The organism is Streptomyces acidicola, assembly GCF_009377235.1.
Taxonomy (GTDB): domain Bacteria; phylum Actinomycetota; class Actinomycetes; order Streptomycetales; family Streptomycetaceae; genus Streptomyces; species Streptomyces acidicola.
The window spans coordinates 19,358-41,383 of sequence record NZ_VMNX01000066.1; the positions used below are offsets into that span (position 1 = coordinate 19,358).

Annotated in this window: 23 protein-coding genes and 1 pseudogene; 14 read left to right on the plus strand and 10 right to left on the minus strand. The window is 70.1% G+C overall.

What is annotated here, in order from left to right; genetic code table 11:
* Window positions 1–346 precede the first annotated feature (346 nt).
* Window positions 347–1,303, plus strand: coding sequence for an SCO2400 family protein (locus tag FPZ41_RS47135; RefSeq protein WP_456154444.1), 957 nt, complete (start codon window positions 347–349; stop codon window positions 1,301–1,303).
* A 156-nt stretch (window positions 1,304–1,459) separates the two neighbouring features.
* On the opposite strand, the gene FPZ41_RS19055 is transcribed toward FPZ41_RS47135, so the two are convergent.
* Entirely contained in the window at window positions 1,460–2,218 is a 759-nt protein-coding gene (locus tag FPZ41_RS19055; RefSeq protein WP_152864192.1) for a dienelactone hydrolase family protein, read from the minus strand.
* Window positions 2,219–2,351: 133 nt separating this feature from the next.
* A complete protein-coding gene (locus tag FPZ41_RS19060) occupies window positions 2,352–3,104 on the minus strand; it encodes an NADPH-dependent F420 reductase (protein ID WP_322620422.1) in 753 nt (250 codons plus the stop codon).
* Window positions 3,105–3,260: 156 nt separating this feature from the next.
* Between FPZ41_RS19060 and FPZ41_RS19065 the strand changes: the two genes are divergently transcribed.
* On the plus strand, window positions 3,261–3,863 hold the full coding sequence (locus FPZ41_RS19065) for an acyl-CoA-like ligand-binding transcription factor (protein ID WP_322620423.1): 603 nt from the start codon (window positions 3,261–3,263) through the stop codon (window positions 3,861–3,863).
* Window positions 3,864–3,870: 7 nt separating this feature from the next.
* Here the strand turns inward: FPZ41_RS19065 and FPZ41_RS19070 are convergent, their stop codons facing one another.
* The 7 genes from FPZ41_RS19070 to FPZ41_RS19105 form a co-directional block, all read right to left on the minus strand.
* Window positions 3,871–4,233 carry a DUF952 domain-containing protein gene (locus FPZ41_RS19070; RefSeq protein ID WP_152864226.1) on the minus strand — a complete coding sequence of 121 codons (363 nt, stop codon included), beginning with the start codon at window positions 4,231–4,233 and terminating at the stop codon, window positions 3,871–3,873.
* Between the two features lie 133 nt (window positions 4,234–4,366).
* Window positions 4,367–5,698 carry a serine hydrolase domain-containing protein gene (locus FPZ41_RS19075; protein WP_152864228.1) on the minus strand — a complete coding sequence of 444 codons (1,332 nt, stop codon included), beginning with the start codon at window positions 5,696–5,698 and terminating at the stop codon, window positions 4,367–4,369.
* Between the two features lie 255 nt (window positions 5,699–5,953).
* Window positions 5,954–6,247 carry a hypothetical protein gene (locus FPZ41_RS19080; protein ID WP_152864194.1) on the minus strand — a complete coding sequence of 98 codons (294 nt, stop codon included), beginning with the start codon at window positions 6,245–6,247 and terminating at the stop codon, window positions 5,954–5,956.
* 349 nt (window positions 6,248–6,596) lie between these two features.
* Window positions 6,597–7,538: an NAD(P)-dependent oxidoreductase gene (locus tag FPZ41_RS19085; protein WP_152864196.1), complete on the minus strand. Its 942-nt coding sequence runs from the start codon at window positions 7,536–7,538 to the stop codon at window positions 6,597–6,599.
* Window positions 7,539–7,540: 2 nt separating this feature from the next.
* On the minus strand, window positions 7,541–9,034 hold the full coding sequence (locus FPZ41_RS19090; RefSeq protein ID WP_152864198.1) for an ATP-binding protein: 1,494 nt from the start codon (window positions 9,032–9,034) through the stop codon (window positions 7,541–7,543).
* A 396-nt stretch (window positions 9,035–9,430) separates the two neighbouring features.
* The gene (locus FPZ41_RS19100; RefSeq protein ID WP_152864200.1) at window positions 9,431–9,787 is read right to left on the minus strand and encodes a hypothetical protein; all 357 of its coding nucleotides are present in this window, start codon (window positions 9,785–9,787) and stop codon (window positions 9,431–9,433) included.
* A gap of 98 nt (window positions 9,788–9,885) precedes the next feature.
* Window positions 9,886–10,401, minus strand: coding sequence for an ATP-binding protein (locus FPZ41_RS19105; RefSeq protein ID WP_152864202.1), 516 nt, complete (start codon window positions 10,399–10,401; stop codon window positions 9,886–9,888).
* Window positions 10,402–10,630: 229 nt separating this feature from the next.
* Between FPZ41_RS19105 and FPZ41_RS19110 the strand changes: the two genes are divergently transcribed.
* The 6 genes from FPZ41_RS19110 (at window position 10,631) to dctA (ending at window position 15,905) form a co-directional block, all read left to right on the plus strand.
* Window positions 10,631–11,482: a helix-turn-helix domain-containing protein gene (locus FPZ41_RS19110; RefSeq protein ID WP_152864204.1), complete on the plus strand. Its 852-nt coding sequence runs from the start codon at window positions 10,631–10,633 to the stop codon at window positions 11,480–11,482.
* Window positions 11,483–11,492: 10 nt separating this feature from the next.
* Window positions 11,493–11,684, plus strand: a complete 192-nt coding sequence (locus FPZ41_RS19115; RefSeq protein ID WP_152864206.1) for a DUF397 domain-containing protein — start codon at window positions 11,493–11,495, stop codon at window positions 11,682–11,684.
* Between the two features lie 58 nt (window positions 11,685–11,742).
* On the plus strand, window positions 11,743–12,198 hold the full coding sequence (locus FPZ41_RS19120; RefSeq protein WP_152864208.1) for a VOC family protein: 456 nt from the start codon (window positions 11,743–11,745) through the stop codon (window positions 12,196–12,198).
* Window positions 12,199–12,276: 78 nt separating this feature from the next.
* Complete coding sequence (locus tag FPZ41_RS19125; protein ID WP_322620424.1) at window positions 12,277–13,155, plus strand: LysR family transcriptional regulator; 879 nt, start codon at window positions 12,277–12,279, stop codon at window positions 13,153–13,155.
* Between the two features lie 96 nt (window positions 13,156–13,251).
* Window positions 13,252–14,313 (plus strand): tartrate dehydrogenase, encoded by a 1,062-nt coding sequence (locus FPZ41_RS19130; protein ID WP_152864211.1) that lies wholly within the window; start codon window positions 13,252–13,254, stop codon window positions 14,311–14,313.
* 209 nt (window positions 14,314–14,522) lie between these two features.
* Window positions 14,523–15,905, plus strand: a complete 1,383-nt coding sequence (gene dctA, locus FPZ41_RS19135; RefSeq protein ID WP_152864213.1) for a C4-dicarboxylate transporter DctA — start codon at window positions 14,523–14,525, stop codon at window positions 15,903–15,905.
* Window positions 15,906–16,238: 333 nt separating this feature from the next.
* Here the strand turns inward: dctA and FPZ41_RS49900 are convergent, their stop codons facing one another.
* Window positions 16,239–16,775 (minus strand): recombinase family protein, encoded by a 537-nt coding sequence (locus FPZ41_RS49900; protein ID WP_322620425.1) that lies wholly within the window; start codon window positions 16,773–16,775, stop codon window positions 16,239–16,241.
* Between the two features lie 559 nt (window positions 16,776–17,334).
* Between FPZ41_RS49900 and FPZ41_RS19145 the strand changes: the two genes are divergently transcribed.
* The 6 genes and pseudogenes from FPZ41_RS19145 to FPZ41_RS19170 all read left to right on the plus strand — a co-directional run bounded on the left by FPZ41_RS19145 (window position 17,335) and on the right by FPZ41_RS19170 (window position 21,963).
* Window positions 17,335–17,967: a helix-turn-helix transcriptional regulator gene (locus tag FPZ41_RS19145; RefSeq protein WP_152864230.1), complete on the plus strand. Its 633-nt coding sequence runs from the start codon at window positions 17,335–17,337 to the stop codon at window positions 17,965–17,967.
* Window positions 17,968–17,971: 4 nt separating this feature from the next.
* Entirely contained in the window at window positions 17,972–18,409 is a 438-nt protein-coding gene (locus FPZ41_RS19150; protein WP_152864215.1) for a RidA family protein, read from the plus strand.
* Complete coding sequence (locus FPZ41_RS19155; protein ID WP_228022826.1) at window positions 18,393–19,382, plus strand: ornithine cyclodeaminase family protein; 990 nt, start codon at window positions 18,393–18,395, stop codon at window positions 19,380–19,382. The genes FPZ41_RS19150 and FPZ41_RS19155 overlap by 17 nt, the downstream gene beginning before the upstream one ends.
* Window positions 19,379–20,548, plus strand: coding sequence for a DSD1 family PLP-dependent enzyme (locus tag FPZ41_RS19160; protein WP_322620426.1), 1,170 nt, complete (start codon window positions 19,379–19,381; stop codon window positions 20,546–20,548). Before FPZ41_RS19155 ends, FPZ41_RS19160 begins: the two co-directional genes overlap by 4 nt.
* Window positions 20,549–20,618: 70 nt before the next feature.
* Window positions 20,619–20,840, plus strand: a pseudogene (locus tag FPZ41_RS19165) (pyridoxal-phosphate dependent enzyme); the annotation flags it as partial.
* Window positions 20,841–20,958: 118 nt separating this feature from the next.
* Window positions 20,959–21,963 (plus strand): LacI family DNA-binding transcriptional regulator, encoded by a 1,005-nt coding sequence (locus FPZ41_RS19170; RefSeq protein WP_322620427.1) that lies wholly within the window; start codon window positions 20,959–20,961, stop codon window positions 21,961–21,963.
* Window positions 21,964–22,026: the final 63 nt, after the last annotated feature.

Below are 22,026 nucleotides of genomic sequence, written 5' to 3' on the forward strand. Positions count from 1 at the left end.
GGCACACGCACCTCGCGCGCCCTCGCGCCGAATCTGTGAGCGATCTGTGAGAGGGGCGAAAAGAGGGACGGGGTTGCCTGGTGAGGCGAAAAAGCAGGGGTGGACGGGAGCGCACCCACCGGCAAAAAATCCTGGAAGTCCCGTTCATCCACCATCCGACGAACGGCACATGGCCGAAAGTCGCGCGACGGGCGGGAGAATCCGTGCAGGAGTGTCACACAGCCTGCACACACACTTTCGAATGCCTCGTTAGTGTGGTGGGCCGCTCGTTACCACGTGCGACCGTGACCAGGCCACAGCCCGGCTGGGTCGACGGGCCTGTCAACCCGGGAAGACAAGACCACAGATGGACTACTGCTCCTCGTGTCGTCGACATCTCAATAGCGCCCTGGTGTGCCCCGGGTGCGGTGCCTACGCCCCGGACATCGCTCCGGTCACCGGCGGCGGTCGTACCGTGTCCGCCCTGCCCGCCGCGGCGTCGGCGGACGACGCGGCGACCGCGGTGCCGTCGTGGGAGCGCACGGAATCGGACACGTGGCACGACGGCCGTCCGCGCGACGCCCGTCCGCACGGCGGGGCAGCGCTCGGGGCGGGCCTGGACGGGGCCCCGGTGAACGACCCGTCCGACGACTTCGAGGGCGCCGGCGAAGGCGGACCTCTCGCACCGCAGGGGCGGGCGGCGCGGCGGCGCGAGCGGGCCGCCTGGAAGAAGAACAAGCGCCGCGCCGTGGTCGCGACCACCGTCGCCCTCATCGGAGGCGGCCTGACCCTCTCGACGATGGAGCGGAACTCGGGCGACCGGGCACAGGCGGCCACCGCGCCGGAACTCCCGCGCACGGACATCGGCGCGGAGGAACCGACGGCGGAGCGCACCGACCCGAAGTCACAGGGCAGCGACAAGCGCCGTTCCTCGCCCACCCCTTCGCAGACGCCGGCGACCAACGCCCCGCACGAGCAGTCCGCCGCCGCCCCGCCCTACGTCGCCCCGCAGAAGGTCCAGTCGAACACCGTCACCGCGCCTCGCACGACGCTCCCGCTGGTCCCGAAGCCGAAGCCCAGCTCCCCGTCCTCCGGTGGATCGGACTCCGGCCAGAGCAGCCAGAGCCAGAGCGGTACGGGTACGGAGGCGCAGACGCCCACGCCCACTCCCTCCGACAACGCGGACTCCGGCTCGAACTCGGGCTCGGGGTCGAACTCGAACTCCGGCTCTGGCTCGAACTCGGGCACCGCACCGGCGAGCCCCGCACCGGAGGCGACGTCACCGCCGAAGCTCTGCCTGCTCGTGATCTGCCTGGGCGGCTGACGGGCTGCTGACCGGGGTACTGACTGACAAGACTCTGACAAGGGACAAGGGCCTGCCGACTGACCAGGCCCTTGTCCCTTGTCGACTGTCTCTTGTCGACTGTCTCTTGTCCCTTGTCGACGTCCTGTTGTCGAATGTCCTGTCAGATGTCCCTTGTCAAAGGGCCCGGTTCAGGAGGTCCAGCAGGGCCGTCCAGTGGCGTTCGGTGGCCTCGGCGTCGTGCATGGCGGTGTCGGCCTGGGTGAAGCCGTGGTGGGCGCCGGCGTAGACCTCGGTGCGATGGCGGACGCCCGCAGCGGTGAGGGCCTTGTCGAGCCGGTCGATCTGCTCGGCGGGGTTGGTCGCGTCCTGGTCGGCGTGGCCGAAGTAGAGCTCGGCGGTGACCCGGTCGACAAGCAGGTGGGGGCTGTCCGGTGCGTCGGTCGCGAGGTACGCCCCGTGGAACCCGGCCGCCGCGGCGACCCGGTCCGGGTGGGTACCGGCAGTCCGCAGGGCCAGTCCAGCGCCCATGCAGTAGCCCGTGACGCCCGCCGGGCCGTCGGTGGTCAGCGGTGAGGCGGCCAGCCAGTCGAGGTAGGCGGCGGCGTCCCGCATGGCCGCCTCGGGGGTGAGCGTCACCATGAACGGGCGGATGTTCTGGATGATCTCCGGACGCTCGGCCGGGTTGATGAACTCGGGCAGCTCCACCAGGGGCGCCCGGCCGTGGCGGTACATGACGTTGGGCACCAGGACGGTGTAACCGGCGGCGGCGAGACGGTCCGCCATCTTCTTCAGGTGCGGGCGCAGACCGAAGGCGTCCATGTACATCAGGACGGCGGGGTGCGGGGCGTCGCCGTCGGGGACGGCCAGGTAGGCGTCGGCGGTTCCGTTCGGGGTCGGAACGTCGACGGTCGATCCGTGCACGGCTGCGCTCATGGGGGTGGGGTCCCTCTTTCTCGTAGTACCAGGGTCTCGTAGTACCTGGGTGGCAAGGGGCGGGGTGGTCGGGGGTCGGACCCAGCCGCCGGACCCAGCCGCCGGACCCAGCCGCCGGGCTCAGTCGCCGGGCTCAGTCGCCGGAGAGGGCCGCGCGGGAGCCGCCCGCCGGGCCTCGGACGGCCGTCGCGGTCAGTTCCTCGACCCGCGCGGCGGGTACGGGGACGCCCGGGGTCTCGAAGAACCAGCGCCGTCCCTCCTCCTCACCCATCCCCTCGGGCCGCCGCGCCATGTACGGCGTGACGTACACGGGTGTGCCGGGTTCGCTGCGCCAGCTGCCGGCGAGGGTGCCGATGTCCACCGCGTCGTAGCCGAGGAGGTCGAGGAGCCGGGCCGCGTCCGCCTTGGCGGCCGGGTCGTCGCCCGCGACGGGCAGGGCGCTGCGGTCGGGGGCGCCGGCAGGCCGGGCGGAGGTGAACAGGCGGCGGAAGTCGATGTTGTTGAACGCCTTCACCACGCGGGCCCCGGCCAGGTGCCGCTGGACCAGGGCACTGGAGGTGAGCTCGCTCGCGTCCAGCTCGGAGACGCGGCCGTCGCGCTCCGGGTAGTAGTTCATCGTGTCGATCACGGTCCGGCCCGCGAGTTCGGCGGCGGGCAACTGGTCGTAGGCGTGCAGGGGAACGGTGGCCACGACCAGGTCACCGTCCCGTGCGGCCTCGGCGGGCGTGGCCGCACGGGCGTGCGCGCCGAGTTCGGCGACGAGGTCGGCGAGGGTCTCCGGGCCGCGGGAGTTGCTCAGCACGACGTCCAGGCCGGCGCCGACGGCGAGCCGGGCCAGCGCGCCACCGATCATGCCGCTGCCGATGAGTGAGAGGGTCCTGATCACTGGGGCGCATCTCCATTCGGCCGACGTTCCGGACCAGCACACGATGGAGGCGCGAGCCAGATCCAGATCCAGATCCAGAAATGAAACTGAGTGTCACACTAGTAACCGAGTATCGACTGTGCAATCAGGGATCGATGAGGAAGCTACGATCGCAGGGTGACCGGAAGAGAACGAAGAGAGCGTACGAACACACGAGACATCGCCCGGGCGGCCGTGCGGGCCCAACTGGCGCAGGTGGCCTTCGAGTTGTTCTGTCGCGAGGGCTTCGACAAGGTCACGCTCGACGACCTGGCGGCAGCCGCCGGGGTCTCGCGCAGCACATTCCTGCGCTACTTCGGCACCAAGGAGGACGCCGTCCTCGGCGCCTTCGACGGTCACGACCGGCGGGTCGCCGACGCCCTGCGCGCCCGTCCCGCCGACGAGGACGAGTGGACGGCACTGCGGCACGCCCTGGACACCGTCATCGAGCGCTACCACCAGGACCCGGCCGCCGCTCTCGCAACGACCCGGCTCGTCCGGGAGACACCCGCCCTGTGCGCCCGGCACCTGGAGAAACAGCACCGCTGGCGCCCCGCCCTGGCCGAGGCCCTCGCGGAACGCTCCGGCTCCGCCGAGGCCCCGACACTCGGCCAGTCGGTACGGGCCGCCGCGGCCCTGGACTGCCTGTACGTCGCCCTCGACCACTGGCTGGCCTCCGAGGGCCGCCTGGACCTGGTCGGCCTCCTCGACGATGCGTTCGCCGCACTCGCACCCCGGTGAACGCCGCTCAGTTCAGCTGCTTCAGTCCCGTCGCCCGCCCCTCCTCGTCCCACCGGACCTCCAGGATCCGCTCAACGGCGTCGCGGTTGACGGGACCGAACACATGGGGGAACCGGACGCCCCCGGAGACCCCGGGCGGCGGGACGGGCACCGGCTCCTCCCACTCCACCGTGGCGGCCAGCCGGTCCTCGTCGAGGAGCAGCGCCAGCAGCGGCCTCGGCGCTGTCCGGTAGAAGGCGTTGACGACGGCCAGCGTGGTCGCCTCGTCGGGCGAGCAGTGGACGAACCCGTCCTCCGCGAGGGAAGCGGGCGCGTACGGACGGCCGGGGTCGGCGTTCCAGTCACCGAGCGGTACGACGTGATAGATCATGGCGCGGTTATACGTCGCCCCGGCGAGTTGTTCCACTCGGGCGTGGACGTCCGCGAAGGGGCGGCCGGGCGCTGAACCGCGCACCGACCACCCCCCTTCCTTCCGCGCCTGCGGCTACCGCTGCCGCTGCCGCTCAGCGTCGTGCGACCCAGTTCCCGGAAGAGAGATCCACGCCGGGCAGCCCCTCAGGAAGCAGCCGACGGGCTTCGCCGTCCGCCGACCGGGACTCCGACTCGGACTCCGGCTCGGACTCCGACACGGGCTCGGTGGCCGGGCAGAGCGCACGGCCGATGTGCTCGTTGAGGGCGTCGTCGATCGGGCTCGGCTCCAGCCCGGTGCCGTCCTCATTGAGGCGCTGGTACTTCATGAGGTTCCAGCCCAGGGCGAGTTGGCGCTCGCCATCGGGGCTGGACAGCGCGATCGTGCCGGCGCCGAAGACCGCGCCGTCATGGCCCCAGAAGCGGCCGCAACCGGGCAGTTCGAGGGCGTAGATCCCCAGTCCGTAGTCGATACCGCCCGCGGGGACCGTGGTCAGCATCTCGCCGAGGGCCGCCCGGCCGATCAGCCCGCCGCCCAGCAGGGTGCGGTAGAAACGGTTCAGGTCGTCGGTGGTCGACACGATCGCGCCGGCCGTGCTCGCCCAGGACTGGTCGTAGACGCTGTAGTCGCGGGGCGGGTCGATCAGGCCGTAGAACGACTCGTACATCCTGGCGTGCGGGCCCTTGATGTACGGGGTGCGCGGGTACGTGGTGTCGCGCAGCCCGGCGCGGTCGATGACGTTGCGGGTGATGTACCTCCCGGCGTCCTGGCCTGTGACCTTCTCCAGGATCAGCCCGGCGATCACGTAGTTGGTGTTGGAGTACGACCACCGCTCGCCGGGCCGTCCCGTGGAGGGCGCCTCCAGGCCGAGGCGCACCAGTTCGCCGGGCGCGATGGAGCGGAAGCGATTCTCGTCGAGGCTCGCCGTGGAGTTCTGGGCGAGGGAGGGGAAGGCGCCGAGGATGTAGTCGCCGATCCCGCTGGTGTGGTTGAGGAGCATCCGTACGGTGACGTCCTGGCCCAGCTGCCCCGGGACCAGGTCCGGGACGTACTCGCCGATCGGCGCGTCGAGCCGGATCTTGCCGCGCTCCACCTGCTGGAGCAGGGCCACGGCGGTGAACGTCTTGCTGATGCTGCCCACACGGTGCCGCATGTCGGAGGTGACCGGACGCCCCGTGTCCACGTCGGCGAGTCCGGCCGCGCCGGTCCACCGGTCACGGTCCTCGCGGACGGACGAGTAGACGCCGTACATGCCCGCCTCGTGCACGGCACGCAGCGTGCTGCGCAGGGCGGCGCGGTCCAGCGACTCGTCCGTGGACGGGGCGGTTCTGGTGCCGGCGGAGGCGGAGGCAGTGGCGGAGGCCGCCGGTAACGCGCTGGTCAGCAGGAGCGTGGTGCCCAAGACGGTTCCGATGAGCCGGGTCATGCGAGTGATGCGCAAGGCCGTTCCCTTCCCTGGTTGCGGGCATGCCAGGGGTAATTGTCATGGGCGAGCCATGCGCCTTACATCCTTCCCACGGATGATCAGGGCCTCGTTCGGCCTACCGACATCTCGTCATCTCCCTTGAGCTATCCGGCGGTTGACACAGGCTGGGCGGCGCCGACACAAGGTGAGCGGGTGAGCGTCGCACGTGGCGGTCCGCTGCCCCAGGAAGTCATGTCCCGCCAGGGACGGGACCTGTTACGACGGCGAAGCAGGCTCTGTCTCCGCCTCGGGACGCCGCGAGGAGGCTCGTCGGCGCGCCACCAGGGTGGTACCGATCACCACCAGGCCGACCGCGACGATCTTCGCGGCCTGATAGATCAAGGGGACGCTCGAGCCCGACCGGCCCAGGAAGCCCCACAGAAGGAGACAAAGCCCCGAGACAATCAGGAGAACACCCCCGACGAGGCCGCCGAGGCCCGCCCACCAGGGCTCGGGCGGCGCACCTAACGCAGGCTCCACGCCCGGTTCTTCACGTTGATCAGCCGTCATTCCTCGCACATTAACAAGGCGCCGGTCAATGGTCGTGCCGGCCCTGGACCGCCAAGGGGAAGCCGACGCCGGTGGTCGCCAAGGACGGGCTTCCTCCTCGTGCGCCCCGCAGGACCGGTACTTCCCTCGATGCCGAGAGCCTCACCAACGCGGTATTGATCCGCCCTCGCCCCCGGCCCCAGCGGCTCCGACCACAGCGGCCCGGCCTCGGCCCCAGCGGCTCCGACCACAGCGGCCCGGCCTCGGCCCCAGCGGCTCCGACCACAGCGGCCCGGCCTCGGCCCCAGCGGTTCCGACGACAACACCATGCTCGTGTCGATCCGCCCGTAATGCTTCGGGCGGCGTCGTCTCACGGCTTCTCGTCGAAGCTCGCGAAATACGCGGCGGCCATGTCCTCCTCCCCGTGCCCCTGCTCGGCGGCCCGCGCCAGGCGTTCGGCGCTCGCGGCGGCCACGTCGAGGCGTACGCCGCTCTGCTCCCCCGCGGCGACGATCAGCCGGGCGTCCTTGGCGGCGGTGGTCACGGCGAAGGATGCGGGTGAAAGCTGACCCCCCAGGATCAGCGCGGCCTTGGCCCGCAGATACCCCATGTCCAGCGGGCCACCGGCGATGGCGTCGAAGAAGCCCTGCGGGTCCACACCGAGGGCCTGCGCCAGGGCCAGGACCTCACCGGTCGCGCTGGTGGCCGCGAGCACCCAGCTGTTGGCCACCAGCTTCAGCCGGGTGGCGCTGCCGGCCGCGCCGTCCTCGCCGGTCCACACCGTACGGGCGCCGACCGCATCGAAGACCGGCGACACCACCTCCCGGCCCTCGACGGGCCCCGCCGCGAGCACGGTCAGCTGTCCGGCCTCCGCGGGCTGCTTGGTCCCGAGGACCGGCGCGTCGTAGAAGACCAGCCGGTGCTCGCGGGCGAACCCGGCCAGCTCGCCGATGGCCTCAATGCCCGCAGTCGTGGACTGCACCCAGACGGCACCCGGCCGCAGGGCCTCGGCCGCCTGCTCCATCACATCCAGCGCGGCCGGACCGTCGTACAGCATGGTCAGGACGACATCGGCGCCCTGCACCGCCTCGGCCGGCGTGTCCGCGACGTACACGCCCTCGGCGGCCAGCGGCTCGGCCTTGTCGCGACTACGGTTCCACGCACGCACGCCGAGTCCGGCGCGGGCGAGGTTACGGGCCATCGGGGCGCCCATGATGCCGGTGCCCAGGACTGTCACGGTGAGGTTGTCGGTCATGACGTCAACTTCCTGATCTGTGTTCGCTCTGATCTGCGTTCGCTGCCGTCGGAGCATGCTCAGGACATGCTCCCGGTCCCGTACAAGTCCCGCATCCCCACCACGAGCCCACGCCCGCCCTGCGCCGCCTCCCTCAACTCGGGCGCGGGCTCGTTTCGCACGTAGAGCGTGAGAACAGCCTCGTCCGCGTCCCACCCCTGCGCACACAGCAGATCCCGGATGTGCTCAAGGCGCCTCAGGTCGGCTGCTGTTCGCGGCTTGTTGGTCGCCTTGGCCTCGCCGAGGAGGGTGATACGGGCGCTCTTGTCCCGCGCACGGGACGTGCGGCCGAGGGCGACGACATCGACCTCGTGTCCCCTGTGCTCGCGGCAGGCCACGGTCGTTGTGCCGACCTGTCCGATGTCGTCCAGACCCTGCTCGCGCCCGTACCGGAGTGTCCACTGGCGCGCCAGATCCTCGAAATGCGGGCCGAGGACCTTGGAGGAGAAGGTCTCCCTCGACCGCTCCCATGCGGCCCGCCCCTCCCTCATCTCGAAGTCGACGAGGTTCGGACGCACGATCAGGTCATGGACGCGGACGATGGGGTCGGCCACGGTGATCAGGGGCTTGCGCTGGAGCAGCAGATCCTGTTCGTACCGGATGAAGGCCGCCGCCTTCATGATGTTGAGGTGGTACGTCAGCGACTTCGCGTCCATGCCGACAAGCCCACCGATCTGCGTGGGCGTCGCGGCGCCGGACGACACCGCCTCCCAGATGGCGTGGTACGTGGCGCGATCACTGATGCGCGGATCCTCGGCCAGCAGGTACTCGGGTTCGGTGAACAGGATGTGGGACGGGTTGAACACGCTGCGCGCGAGCCACGCATAGAACCCCTCGACTCCAGGCTCCGGCGGATCCCCCACCACATCCCGGTACCCCGCCGCTCCCCCGAGCACGGCGTCCACGAGGAACGCCGTCTCCGGGTCGCTGACCCTCCAGTACTCCGCCGCGTCCCGGAACCCGAAGGGCCCGATCCGCATGTCGATCACGGCCCTCCCGCGCAGCGCCTGGTCACCGGCGAGCAGGGTCGACATGGTCGAGATCGCGGAACCGCAGAGGATGATCCGCAGGGCCGGCTTCCCTGAGGACGGGCCACGTTGGTCGTAGAGCGCCTGCAGGACGGAGGGCAGTTCCGGGGAGTGCGTGACCAGGTACGGGAACTCGTCGAGGACGAGGAGTGGGGGTGCGGTGCGGTCGCTGCGGCTGGTGAGCACGTCGGCGGCTGTGTCAAGGGCCTCGACCCATGAGGTGAACCGCCCGATCCGGAAGCCGATCGCTTGGGCCAGACTGTCGGAGAACCGGTCGAGGGCCATGGCCCGGCTCTGCTGGAGGGCGAGGGTGTAGACGCCGTCGACAGCCCGGCACAGGTGCTCCAGTAGAAAGGACTTGCCGTGCCGCCTCCGCCCCCGAACGACGCCGATGCGCAGGCCCGGCGCCCGGTCCGTACAGAAACGGGTGAGCTCGTCCCACTCATGGGTACGGTCGAAGACAGCGGCGGGTTTGGGGATGGACATGGGCTGGACCTCCTGACCGGCGCGCGTGGTCCTTAGCCGGAATTCATTTAGCCTAAACACAACCCGGCTAGCTACAGGAAAGTAATCATCCCGCTACCCGTCGTCATTTGAACTTGCAGTGTCCACTCGGGGACAGGGGTGCGCCAGTCACAGGAAGGTGACCTGCATGATGTACAGCCGTTCGTGCCGGGGGACGATCAGGTAGTCGGACAGGCCGCCGGGCACATGGGCGAAGCCTCCTTTCGGGCCTTCTCCCTGGTAGGTGGTGCCGTCGAGGTAGAAGGCTTCGTCAGCCCGAACCAGTTCGTCGGCCCTTCTTCTCGACCTCGGCGAGGAATGCCGGAGGAGCGCCCCCTGCGACGTGCAGTTCGTCCGGGTCGTACTCCCACTGCCACGTCACACGGTCACCGCCCGCTGGGCCTCCGCTTCGACGGCGGTCAGTTCGTTCATGCCGGACCGGAATACGGGGTCACCCTTACTGCCTGTGCCGTTCACCGCGGCAAGCGCGGTGCGGTGGCGAGCGGACAAGTCGGGGCGGCGTTCGATCTCGACCTGTGCATGCCAGTACGTGAGCCAGTGCTGGAGGTGACCGATCTTGCCGTCTGCGATAGCGGCTGCGAGCACTTGCTCCTTGTGCCGTTCCATCTCGCCCAGCCGATGGGGAGCGATGCGCGCGAGGGCGACACGGACGGCGTCGGGGGTTCGCTCCGGCCGGGGGATCAGCTCCTGCCCGTGATCAGGCTGAGTGGTCACGCGAGGCTCCTTCGGTCTGTGCTCCTTGCCCACCACGGTAGCGGCGACAGCGGACAACAGCGCCGGGCTCACCGCTCGGCCTTCGCCGAGGGCGGGCATCACGCGACCTCGCGTTGACACCGGGCTCCCGCCCCACCCACCTCGAACCACATCAGCTTCCCCGCGCTCCGCCCGAACCGGTCACCTCCGAGCGGCCACCCGCCCCACGCGTCCGCACACTGCCGTACGAGCAGCAGCCCACGCCCGTGAGTGGCGTCGACCGGGGGCGGGGCGGCGGGTGGCGGCGCACCCTTGGCCGGGGGTTCGTCGAAGGGTGGCGGGATGTACGGATCGGTGTCCCACACGAACACCCTGAGCCGCCCCTCTCCGAGCGCGCGGAGGCGCAGGGACGCCGGGCCCTTGGCGTGCCGGTACGCGTTGGTGACCAGCTCCGACGTCAACAGCTCGGTGACGTCGAGGAGTTCCTTCAAGCCGTGGCTCGTGAGTGCGGCGCGTACGGTCATGCGGGCGACGCGGGCCGAGTGGAGGTCGTTGGGCAGGCGGAGGACGTAGCACCAGTTCTCGGACGAGGAGATTTCGGGCAACGCACAGTCGGACGGAGATACGGTGACCATGAACACCTCTGGGGAGGAAGGGGACTTGGATCACTCAACGGCGGGCGCCGAACGGTGGCAGTGCCTGGGGTGGTGCGCTTCCGGCTTACGGGCAAAGGCTGTTGAGCAGCTTGCGCAACACAACGTAGCGGCAAATTTGTAAGGTCTTCCAATGGAACGGTGAATATCTACCAACTCCCACTCATGTGAGTGACGCCTCCGGCTCGCATCACGGAAGGAAGCACACACCATGCCGCCCAGCCCGACCGTGACCCTGCGCCAGCAGCGCCTCGGCGCCGAGCTGCGGAAACTCCGCGAACGCGCGGGGCTCACGTCAACCGCAGCAGCCGCACTTCTCGGCGGGCCTCAAGCCCGGATCAGCAACATCGAGGCCGGACGGTACGCCGTGAGCGCCGACCGCGTACGCACACTGGCCCGCAACTACTGCTGCCTGGACGAGGCGTACGTCGACGCCCTCGCCGCCATGACGGGTGGCCGCAAACGCGGCTGGTGGGAGGAGTACCGCGACACACTCCCGACCGGCTTGCTGGACCTGGCCGAACTGGAGCACCACGCCACCGCACTCCGGGTGGCTGTCACCGTCCACATGCCCGGCCTCCTCCAGACGACGGAGCACGCCCGCGCCACCATGCGCGAGGCCGTACCGCCGCTGCGGTCGTACGAGATCGAGCACCGCGTCTCGTACCGAGCGAAGCGCCAAGCGATCCTCTTCGAAGGAACCCCGACCCCGCACTCGGCGATCGTCCACGAGGCGGCCCTGCGCATGGGCTTCGGCGGTCCGGACATCGCGCGGGCGCAACTGCACCATCTGCTGGAGATGAGCGAACAGCCCACCATCACCATCCAGGTAATCCCCTTCGGAGAAGCGGGCTTCCCGGCGTCGGGCCAGCCCATCACCTGGACGGCAGGCCCGGTTCCACAGCTGGACACCGTCATCCTGGACACCGACCACGGTTGCGAATTCCTGGACGCGGAGGCCCAGTTGGACCGCTACCGCTCCGTACTGGACCGCATGGAGTCCCGAGCCCTCCCCGAGGAGAAGTCCCGAGACCTCATCCAGCACATCGCCCGCAGCCTCTGAGGAGCCCCTGATGCACGAACTCGCCTGGCAGAAGTCCACCTACAGCGCCGAAGCGGCCAACTGCCTCTACGTCGCCGCCGCCCCCACAGGAGCCGTCCACCTCCGCGAGAGCGACGAACCCGACACCATCCTCACCACGACCCCGGCCCCCCTCCACTCCCTCATACGCACCCTGAAGACGCTCCCGCCAGAACGTGCCTGAGTGTGCTCAGCTCCGCGGCGTGGCCGCTGTTGTCAGACCTGCCTGGCATCCTCCGGGTATGGAGATGACGCTGCAGCTGGGCATCGACTGTGCTGACCCGCAGAGGCTGGCGAGCTTCTGGGCCGAGGCTCTGGGGTACGTTCCAGAGCCTCCGCCGGGCGGGCACTCCACGTGGCGGGAGTATTGGGCGGCCATGGGGGTGCCCGAGGAGGAGTTGCCCGCCGGTGCCGGGGAGGCGCCGGAGTCGATCATCGATCCTGCCGGACAGGGGCCGCGGGTGTGGTTCCAGCAGGTCCCCGAGCCGAAGGTCACCAAGAACCGGGTACACCTCGACTTGAAAGTGGGCGGAGGGCGTGAGGTCCCGTTGGCGGTCCGCGCTCAGCGGGTCACCGCCAAGGTGGAACGGCTCACCGAGGCCGGTGCCACCGTGCTGCGGATCATGGATGAGCCGGACATGGAGCACTACGCCGTCGTTCTGCAGGACCCCGAGGGCAACGAATTCTGCGTCGTTTAGAACCCCGATAGAACCCCGAGGCTGCGCACGCGTGGTGGCGGCCCAGGTAGTCGCCTGCTGTGGAGGGTGAGGAGGAGCGTGGACATCCGGCAGTTGGAATACTTTCTGGCGGTCGTCGACAAGGGCGGGTTCACCCGGGCCGCCTCGGCGCTGTACGTGTCGCAGCCGTCCCTGTCGCAGGCCGTGCGGGCGCTGGAGCGTGATCTGGGCACGGAGCTGTTCCACCGGATCGGGCGTCGTGCGGTGCTGACGGAGGCGGGCCGGGCGTTGATCGACCCGGCCCGTGAGGCCGTGCGAAGTCTGGAGACCGCCCGGGCGAGCGTGGCCGCGGTGCACGAACTGCGCGAGGGACGGCTGGATGTCGCGGCGATGCCGTCCCAGGCGGTTGAGCCCCTGACGACGCTGATCCGGTCCTTCGCCGAGCGGTATCCCGGCGTGGCGGTGTCGGTCAAGGCGGCCTTCACCGCACGCGACGTCATCGACGCGGTGCGGACCGGAGCCGTGGAGCTGGGCCTGCTGGCTTCCACCGGCGCCGTGCCGGACAAGGAGGTCCGCTCGCATGTGCTGGGCGAGCAGCGATTCGTGCTGGTGGTTCCGCCCGGATCGTTCACCGGTCGGCAGGCCGTGCGGTGTGAGGAGCTGGCGGGTCAGCGGCTGATCGTGGGGCAGCCCGGGACCGGGATGCGGGCATACGTCGACTCCCTGCGCGAACAGGGCATCGACTTCACCGTGGCAGCCGAGACCGAGCACCGCGTTGCTCTGCTGCCTCTGGTGCTGGCCGGGGTCGGGCTTGCGGTGGTGACGGAGTCCTGGCGGGAGATCGCCCGGCAGACGGGGGCCGGCGTCCTGGACATCGAACCCACGACCGCGCTGCAGATCTCGCTCGTCAGCCGCCGTGGCGTCCTGTCCCCGGCCGCCGCGGCGTTCTGGGCAACGGCCGTGGGCGCCGGCCACTGACAGACAGGCAGCGGTTATACAGATAGGCAGCGGTTATAAGGCAGATCCGGATTGCGTCTTGGACGCCTCACCAGGCGCCTTGCTGCAATCGACGGCATGACGACGAACCACCGCATCGCTCTCATCCCCGGTGACGGCATCGGCGCCGAGGTGCTGCCCCCCGCACAGCAGGTCCTCGATGTCCTGGGCCGCCGCCACGGCTTCACCCTGTCCTACACGTCGTACGACGACTGGTCGTGCGAGCGGTATCTGCGCGAGGGAGCGATGATGCCCGCCGACGGCATCGACCAGCTCCGCGACAAGGACGCGATCCTGCTGGGCGCGGTGGGATACCCGGGAGTCCCCGACCATGTCTCGCTGTGGGGCCTGCTCATCCCGATCCGGCGCAGCTTCCGCCAGTACGTCAACCTCCGGCCCATCCGTGTCTTCGAAGGCATCGACAGCCCGGTGCACGGCGCGCGGCCGGGCGAGGTCGACTTCGTCGTCGTGCGGGAGAACGTGGAGGGCGAGTACAGCGAGGTCGGCGGCCGGCTCAACAGCGGCTTCCCGGACGAGATCGCCGTACAGGAGGCCGTGTTCACGAGGGCCGGTGTGACGCGCGTGCTGGACTACGCCTTCAAGCTCGCCTCGGAGCGTGGCGGCCGACTGACTTCCGCGACGAAGTCGAACGGCATCGTGCACACCATGCCCTTCTGGGACCAGCTCGTCGCCGAGCGCGGCACCTCGTTCCCGCAGGTCGAGTGGGACCAGGAGCACATCGACGCACTCGCGGCCAAGTTCGTCCTCGAACCGGCCCGATTCGACGTGGTCGTCGCCTCCAACCTCTTCGGCGACATCCTCAGCGACCTCGCGGCCGCGGTCGCCGGGTCCATCGGCATCGCCCCGGCCGCCAACCTCAACCCGGAGCGCGAGTTCCCCTCCATGTTCGAGCCGGTCCACGGCTCCGCCCCCGACATCGCCGGACAGGGCATCGCCAACCCGCTGGGCGCGATCTGGTCGGCGGCCATGATGCTCGACCACCTCGGCCACCCCGCCGCCGCCAAGGACATCACCGAAGCGATCGGCTCCGTTCTGGCCAAGACCGACATCCGCACCCGCGACCTGGGCGGCACCGCCACAACCGCCGAGTTCACCGACAAGCTGATCGAGCTCCTCTGAGCCTGAGCCCTCTCCCTGCGTCTGAGCCTTCTCCCCTCTGTGGGCGACGTGGACGACGCCGCCCACAGCTCACCCCAGGCACTCCCGCGCCTTCCCCTCTTTCCCCTCTTTCCCCTCTTTCCCGAGCCGCGCTCCCCCACCGGTCCTCCCCTCTCCGAGGACCGTTCCGCGTCCCGGTTGCGCCCCGTTCCTCAACGAGGAGAAACGCCATGGCAGCACCCGCGTCCCCGGCACCCGCTTCCCCAGCCGCCCCCGCCCAGGCCGAAACCGCCAAGCGGCCCTGGTACAGGCAGCTCTACTTCTGGGTCCTGACCGCCATCGTCACCGGCATTCTCACCGGCTGGCTGTGGCCCTCGATCGGCACCGCGATGGAACCGGTCGGCACGACCTTCGTCGCCGCCATCAAAATGCTCATCACCCCGATCGTGTTCCTGACCATCGTGGGAGGCATCGGCAGCGTCGACAGCCTCGGCCGCGTCGGCCGCGTGGGGCTGAAATCCCTGCTCTACTTCCAGGCGGGCACGCTCGCCGCCCTGCTCGTGGGCCTGATCGCCGTCAACGTCTTCCAGCCCGGTGCCGGTGTGCACGCACAGCCCGGAGACCTCCACCTCGCGGGCGACGCCGGACAGTACGTGAAGGACGGGGAGAACCAGGACTGGTGGCACTTCCTGACCGACCTCGTGCCCACCAGCGCCGTCGGTGCCTTCGCGGAGGGCAACGTCCTCCAGGTCATCTTCTTCTCCGTGCTCTTCGGCATCGCGCTGAAGGCGGTCGGGCCACTCGGCGAGCCTCTCGTCGACGGCGTCCACCGCCTCACCGCCGTCGTCTTCAAGATCCTGCACTACGTCATGCTGGCTGCCCCCGTCGGTGCGTTCGGCGCCATGGCCTTCACCATCGGCAAGTACGGCATCTCCACCCTCACCAGCCTCGGTCAGCTGATCGGGCTCTTCTACGGCACGTCGGCGTTCTTCGTGATCGTCATCCTCGGCGCCGTCACCGCGGCCCTCAAGGTCAACATCTTCCGGCTGCTGCGGTACCTGCGGGAGGAGTTCGTCCTCGTCCTGGGCACCTCCTCCTCCGAAAGCGCCCTGCCCCGGCTGATGATGAAGCTCGAAGGACTCGGCATCCGTCGCGACATCGTCGGACTGACCGTCCCCACCGGCTACTCCTTCAACCTTGACGGCAGCTCCATCTATCTCTCCCTGGCCGCCGTCTACATCGCCCAGGCCACCGACACACCCCTGAGCATCGGCCAGCAACTCGGCCTGCTCGCCGTCATGATCCTGACCTCAAAGGGTTCCGGCGGCGTCACCGGCGCCGGCTTCATCGCCCTCGCCGCCACACTCACCACCGTCGGCACCGTCCCGGCCGCCGGCATCATGCTCATCTTCGGCATCGACAAGTTCATGTCCGAGTGCCGCGCCCTGACCAACCTCGCCGGCAACAGCGTGGCCACCCTCGTCGTCGCCCGCTGGGAAAACGCCCTCGACACCGCCCACGTCAACACGGTCCTGCACACCCGCACACCACTGCCTCAACCCCAGCAGGGCCAGGAAGCCGGCCTCCCTGCTCAGCTGCCGACGAAAGCCTGACCAGCCCCCTGCACGCCCCGGGCCCTTCATCGCGCCAGGCCCGGGCAAGGCGTACGCCAGACGCGTACGCCAACTCGGTGCCCGGCCGTCCGAGGCCGGGCACCGAGCCTTGGCAGGCAATGGGCGACGCGTGGTTCAGCGAAGAGGAACCAATCAATTGGCAGATCTGGGCCACCCGGCCACTCCACGAAGTCCGAGTTCCCGGGTCACGTGCCGCTGACCCGTGGCCCAAAACTGCCAATCGACGCGCGCCCGACCGAGGGCCGAGCAGGCACAGAGCAGAGGACCGGCGCGGCTGCCGAAAATTCTGACGGCCGTCCGTACCCCGCGCCTCTACGTAGCTGCTGCGGTTGTCTGTTCGTCGTGTTCGCGCAGCATCCGCATGACGGTCGCGGGCGAGGGGTGCTGTCCCTTCTTCTTGCCCGCGGTGATGACGAGGCGCTGGGCGATGTCGCGCAGGCTCATCTCCTGCTCGCGCAGGTGGAGGGCCATGGACAGCATGTCGTCGTCGGTGACGCCCGCGCCGCCGATGGTCCTGCCGCGCTTGCGGGCGGACTCGTGGCCTTCCAGGGTGCGGTCGCGGATGTACTCGCGTTCCATACCGGACAAGGCGGCCGGCACGGTGAACACGACTCCGGAGGGGTCGTGCGAGCCCTGGAGCTCACCGGTGAGGAACTCCAGGCCGACGTCGCTCGCCTTCAGTTCCTCGGCCAGGGTCGCCAGTTCGATGCCGCGGCCGAGCCGCTTGTGCTCGTGGACGACGAGCGTGACGCGCACCCCGACGCCTGCGACGAGCAGGAGGGGTTGCCGTGGCGCACGCGCCAACGGGACGGCACCCCTGGAGTCGCCGATGACGACGCCCGTCTGCACCGAGGCGCAGGAGCGGGAAGCCGGTCGCCGTTGGGATCGGTTGCCGGGCGGTGGGGACTGCCGGTCCTGAAGGGGCCGGGCTTGCTTCCGTGCTGCATGCAGACCGGGGGCGGCAGCACGGACGTCTCCGCGAGCGAAGCGGTATCGGTCTGCCTCCGCCCCGGTCGGCCGGTATCGGTCTGCCTCCGCCCTGGTCGGCCGGCACCGGTCTGCCTCCGCCCCGGTCGGCCGGCACCGGTCTGCCTCCGCCCCGGTCGGCCGACACCGGTCAGCCCTGGCGCTGGACGGGAACTCTAGAGATAGATAGATTGTCTGTATAGCGTTAGACGAAAAATCCGAGAACATTGGATGCCGGTCCCTGCGCACGGCCGCAGGCCTGGCGAGAGCGAACTCCTGCGGCGCGTGAGTGACGGCACAGATCACCGGGCGGAAGCGGGATCAGGAGATGAGCGGCAGTGACACCACTACGGAGGGCCGGGCTATGACCTCGGAAGACAACCGCCACGCGAGCGGCCAGGACGGCACGCAGCTACGGGACGGGCGGCTCCCCGGGCCGGCGATGTCCGGGGCGCCGGAGGACGAGCACCTCCTGGCCGAGGCCGAGAAGATCGCCCAGGCGCTGGGCCGCATGTTCCCCGGCATCTGCGAGGTCGTGCTGCACGACCTGCGCGATCCGGACCACGCCATCCGGTTCATCGAGAACAACCTGTCGGGACGCCAGGTGGGAGAGTCCGCGACGGAACTGGGGCTCGCCCGTATCCGGGACCCGCACTACCCCGGCGTCATCCAGAACTACGCCAACCAGTTCCCCGACGGACGCCCCGCGAAGAGCACCTCGATCGGGATCAAGAACGCCGCCGGGCAGTACATCGCCGCCCTCTGCCTGAACCTGGACATCTCGACGCTCTCGCCCATCACGCTGACGCTGTCGAATCTGGTCGCGACCGATCCCGAGAACCGGGACGTCCAGCTCGAGAGGCTGAGCGACCGGAGCCGCCGGGAACTGCGCGAAGTCATCGAGACAGCGGCCGCCGAGCGCTCCACGACCCCGCGGGCGCTGCCCCGGGAAGCGAAGAAGGACCTTGTGCGACGCCTGTACGAGGACGGCTACTTCGACACCCGCAACGCCGCCCAGACCATCGCCGACCTCCTCGGCATCTCCCGAGCCAGCGTTTACTCCTACACGAAGTGAGACGATGACCACCAGCGAGATCACCACGGGGAGTGACCGCCCCCACTCGGGCGGCACCCCCTCGATCGACACGTTCGACAGCCCGCAGCTGGCACCGCCGGCAGGCCACTACTCGCACATCGCCACCCACCGCGGCGTGGCCTACATCTCCGGCCGACTCCCCGTGACACCCGACGGCTCCCCCCTGGCCGGCGAGCCGTTCGAGGCCCAGGCGTGCCAAGCGCTCAGCAACCTCGATGCATGCCTGGCCACGGCCGGCACCAGCCGCGAGAGGCTGATCTCGGTCACCGTCCACGTGACCGAGATCAGTGACTGGCCGGCCTTCGACCAGGTGCACAAGGAGTGGCTCGGTGCGAGCAGGCCCGCGCGGGCCGTCGCCGGCGCCAGGGAGCTGCACTACGGGTCCGCGGTGGAGGTGCACGCAGTTGCAGCCCTCGACTGACCGCCACCCTGTGCCGAGCGCGGACCGGCTGCCGGGACCGTCCGGCCTGCTGTACGTCACTGAGCAGCAGACCGCCGCGCTGGTGGATGAGGTCCTCGCGTTCGACGCGGCCCGCGCCGCGTTCGCCGCCACCGTGGACGCTGCCGTCCTGCCCAGCCTTGTCGTGCATGGATCCGACCCGCGTAATCGGTTCAGCCTCAAGCCGTCCGCCTCGGCGACCCATGCGGGGGTGAAGATCGGTACCTTCTGGCCGGACAATCCCGCGCAGGGGCTGCCGCGGCACCACTCCACCCTGCTGCTGTTCGACCAGACCATCGGCAGGATCGCTGCCGTCCTGGAGGTCGGCACCGCCAACGCCTACCGGACCGCCGCCGCCGACGCCCTGGCCGTGGACCTTCTCGCCCGCACCGACGCCGCGACCCTGGCCGTTTTCGGCACCGGGCACCAGGCCGCCTACGAGGTCCGGGCCGTCAGCCGCGTACGACCCATCAGCACGGTGCTGGTCGTGGGACGGGACAAGGACCGCGCCGGCCGGCTGGCCGCACAGCTGACCGCAGAAGGCCACGGCGCGCAGACCAGCAGCGCCGAGGAAGCCTGCGTACGGGCCGACGTCATCGTCACCGCCACCACCGCCCAGGCCGGCACTCCGCCCCTGTTCGAGGCCGACTGGGTCCGCCCCGGCACCCACATCTCCTGCATGGGCGCCGACGCCCCCGGCAAGCGGGAACTCCCGCCCGAACTGTTCGCCCGCGCCCGCGTCTTCTGCGATCTTCCCGAGCAGGCCCGGCGCATGGGCGAGAGCCAGCACGCCCCACAGGGCACGGTGCTCACCGCGCTCGGCGCCGTCCTCACCGGGCGCGCCCCGGGGCGGGGCGGCAACGACGACATCACGGTCTTCGACAGCTCCGGGATCGGTCTGCAGGACCTCTGCCTGGGCCTGGCCCTCCTCAAGAAGATGGACATAACCCTGTGAACACCACCCCGCCCCCGGCCTCCGCGACGACGCTGGCCGACCCCGACACCCCGTTCGCCGTCGTCGACGTGCACAAGGCCCTGCGCAACATCGAACGACTGGCGACGCGAGCCGACCGGCTCGGGGTCACCCTGCGGCCGCACGTGAAGACGGCCAAGAGCCCCGACATCGCCGCCCTGATGCACGGCGGCACCCCGTGTCCGGTCACCGTCTCCACCCTCGCCGAGGCCGAGGCGTTCGCCGACGGCGGCTACACCGACATCACGTACGCCGTCGGCATCGACGCGCACAAGCTTCCCCGCGTCATCGCTCTCCTGCGCCGCGGCGTCACCCTGCGTGTCCTGCTGGACAGCCGCGAACAGGCCGCCTTCGTCGCCGACGCCTCCCGTGAAGCCGGTCTCGCCGTCCCGGCGCAGATCGAGATCGACTGCGACGGCCACCGCGGCGGCCTCAAGGCCGATGCCCCCGGACTCGTCGACATCGGCCGCATCCTGCACGAGGCCGGATGCCTCGACGGCGTTCTGACCCACGCGGGCGAGTCCTACTTCGCCTACACCCCGGAAGACCAGCGGCTGGCAGCCAAGAACGAACGCGACTCCGCGGTCGCGGCAGCGGAGCGGCTGCGCGCCGCCGGTCTGCCCGTCAGCACGGTCAGCGTCGGCTCCACACCGACCGCGCACGCGGCCGAGGACCTCACCGGCGTCACCGAACTGCGCGCCGGCAACTACGTCTTCTTCGACCTCGTCATGGCCGGTCTGGGCGTCTGCCGCATGGAGGACCTCGCCCTGTCGGTGGTCGTGACCGTCATCGGCCACCGCCCCGAGTACGGCTGGATCGTCACCGACGGCGGCTGGATGGCCATGTCCCGGGACCGCGGCACCGCCGGCCAGGCCCAGGACCAGGGCTACGGCCTCGTCCTCGACCTGGCCGGAAACCCGATCCCGAACCTGGTCATGAGCGCCGCGAGCCAGGAGCACGGCACCCTCACCTGCCGCGACGGCGCCGACCTGCCCAACCTGCCCGTCGGCACCCGGCTGCGCATCCTGCCCAACCACGCGTGCGCCACCGCCGCCCAGCACCGCGGCTATCACGTCATCGACAGCACCCGGCCCACGGACCCCGCGCCCGCCATCCAGGCCCACTGGGAGCGCATCACCGGCTGGTGACCAGCAACAGGACCGCCCTCACCCTGCCGCCCGACTCGCCCTCCCTCCCGGGCCTGCTCAAGGACACCCCATGGCCACTGCCTTGCCCGTGACCTTCGACGACGTCCACGATGCCGCCGCCCGCCTCAACGGCATCGCCCACCGCACCCCCGTGCTGACCTCCCGGACTCTCAACTCCATGCTCGGCGCGGAGGTGTTCATCAAGTGCGAGAACTTCCAGCGCATCGGCGCTTTCAAGTTCCGCGGCGCCTACAACGCCGCCGCGCAGCTGCCCCCTGAGCAGCTGACGAAAAGGCCGAGTTAAAGCGTTTTAAGTACTGCTACCATCAACCCGGTTTCACGAGCGTGTCACGGTGCCGCGCAAGAAGAACCCGGCAGCAGGAGTCCCGCAGGAGGGAGCGGTAGGACCCGTGTCCGAGAAAGCAGCCCGCCCCCGCCTGGAAGACGTCGCCGCCCGCGTGGGCCTGTCCACCGCATCCGTCTCCCTGGTGCTGCGCGGCGTGCCCGGCCCCAGCGAGCGCACTCGGCAGCGGGTGCTGAAGGCGGCCGCGGAACTCGGGTACCAGCCCGACCGCAACGCCAGCATGCTGGCCCGCCGGCGGAGCCGTCTGCTCGGCGTGATGGTCGACATCCACAGCCCGTTCCACGCCGAGCTGGTCGAGCACCTCCACACGGCCGCCGAGCAGGTCGGCTACGACCTCGTCCTGAGCACCCAGACCCGTACGCGCGACGAGGCCACCGCCGTGGAGACCCTCCTCGCCTTCCGCAGCGAGGCGCTGATCCTGCTCGGCCCGGTCGCCCCGGCCGCCACGCTCGTGGCCCTCCACCAGAAGGCGCCGGTCGTCTCGGTGGGCCGCCGCATCCCCGACGCCGAGCTGGACGTCGTACGCACGGCGGACGACGACGGGGTCGGCCAGATCGTCGACCACCTGACCGGGCTCGGCCACCGGTCGATCGCGTACGTGGACGGCGGCAAGGGCGTCATCGCCACCGACCGGCGCCGCGGCTACCGCGAGGCCATGCGCCGCCACGGCCTGGACGACCACATCCGCGTCCTGCACGGCGACCACACGGAAGAGGCGGGCGAACGGGCCACCCGCCAGCTCCTGAGCGGCACCCGACTGCCCACCGCCGTCGTCGCGTTCAACGACCAGTGCGCCATCGGCGTCCTCACCGCCCTCGGCCGGGCGGGAGTCCCCGTCCCCGGCGCGGTGTCCGTCGCCGGATACGACGACGACGCGCTCTCCCGCCTCAGCTGCTTCAACCTGACAACGGTCAGCCAGAGCGCCGAGGAACAGGCCCACCACGCGGTCACAGCCGCACTGGAACGCCTCGACGAGGACCGCACGGAACCCCGAGAGATCATCCTCCCGCCCCGGCTGGTGGTACGCGGCACGACGGCGCCGGTCGCCTGATCCGTAGGGCACACCCGGATCACCGCCGCGAGAGATCGAGAGATAGGGGGAGAGGGGGAGAGG

Bases quoted from the DNA above. Each gene is read 5' to 3' on its own strand.
- FPZ41_RS19055 (WP_152864192.1), bottom strand. From the start codon at position 2,218: ATGAGCGCAGCCGTGCACGGATCGACCGTCGACGTTCCGACCCCGAAC.
- FPZ41_RS19130 (WP_152864211.1), top strand. From the start codon at position 13,252: ATGACGACGAACCACCGCATCGCTCTCATCCCCGGTGACGGCATCGGC.
- FPZ41_RS19145 (WP_152864230.1), top strand. From the start codon at position 17,335: ATGTCCGGGGCGCCGGAGGACGAGCACCTCCTGGCCGAGGCCGAGAAG.
- FPZ41_RS19080 (WP_152864194.1), bottom strand. From the start codon at position 6,247: ATGACGGCTGATCAACGTGAAGAACCGGGCGTGGAGCCTGCGTTAGGT.
- FPZ41_RS19115 (WP_152864206.1), top strand. From the start codon at position 11,493: ATGCACGAACTCGCCTGGCAGAAGTCCACCTACAGCGCCGAAGCGGCC.
- FPZ41_RS19105 (WP_152864202.1), bottom strand. From the start codon at position 10,401: ATGGTCACCGTATCTCCGTCCGACTGTGCGTTGCCCGAAATCTCCTCG.
- FPZ41_RS19120 (WP_152864208.1), top strand. From the start codon at position 11,743: ATGGAGATGACGCTGCAGCTGGGCATCGACTGTGCTGACCCGCAGAGG.
- FPZ41_RS19150 (WP_152864215.1), top strand. From the start codon at position 17,972: ATGACCACCAGCGAGATCACCACGGGGAGTGACCGCCCCCACTCGGGC.
- FPZ41_RS19085 (WP_152864196.1), bottom strand. From the start codon at position 7,538: ATGCTCCGACGGCAGCGAACGCAGATCAGAGCGAACACAGATCAGGAA.
- dctA (WP_152864213.1), top strand. From the start codon at position 14,523: ATGGCAGCACCCGCGTCCCCGGCACCCGCTTCCCCAGCCGCCCCCGCC.
- FPZ41_RS19070 (WP_152864226.1), bottom strand. From the start codon at position 4,233: ATGATCTATCACGTCGTACCGCTCGGTGACTGGAACGCCGACCCCGGC.
- FPZ41_RS19110 (WP_152864204.1), top strand. From the start codon at position 10,631: ATGCCGCCCAGCCCGACCGTGACCCTGCGCCAGCAGCGCCTCGGCGCC.
- FPZ41_RS47135 (WP_456154444.1), top strand. From the start codon at position 347: ATGGACTACTGCTCCTCGTGTCGTCGACATCTCAATAGCGCCCTGGTG.
- FPZ41_RS19090 (WP_152864198.1), bottom strand. From the start codon at position 9,034: ATGTCCATCCCCAAACCCGCCGCTGTCTTCGACCGTACCCATGAGTGG.
- FPZ41_RS19075 (WP_152864228.1), bottom strand. From the start codon at position 5,698: ATGACCCGGCTCATCGGAACCGTCTTGGGCACCACGCTCCTGCTGACC.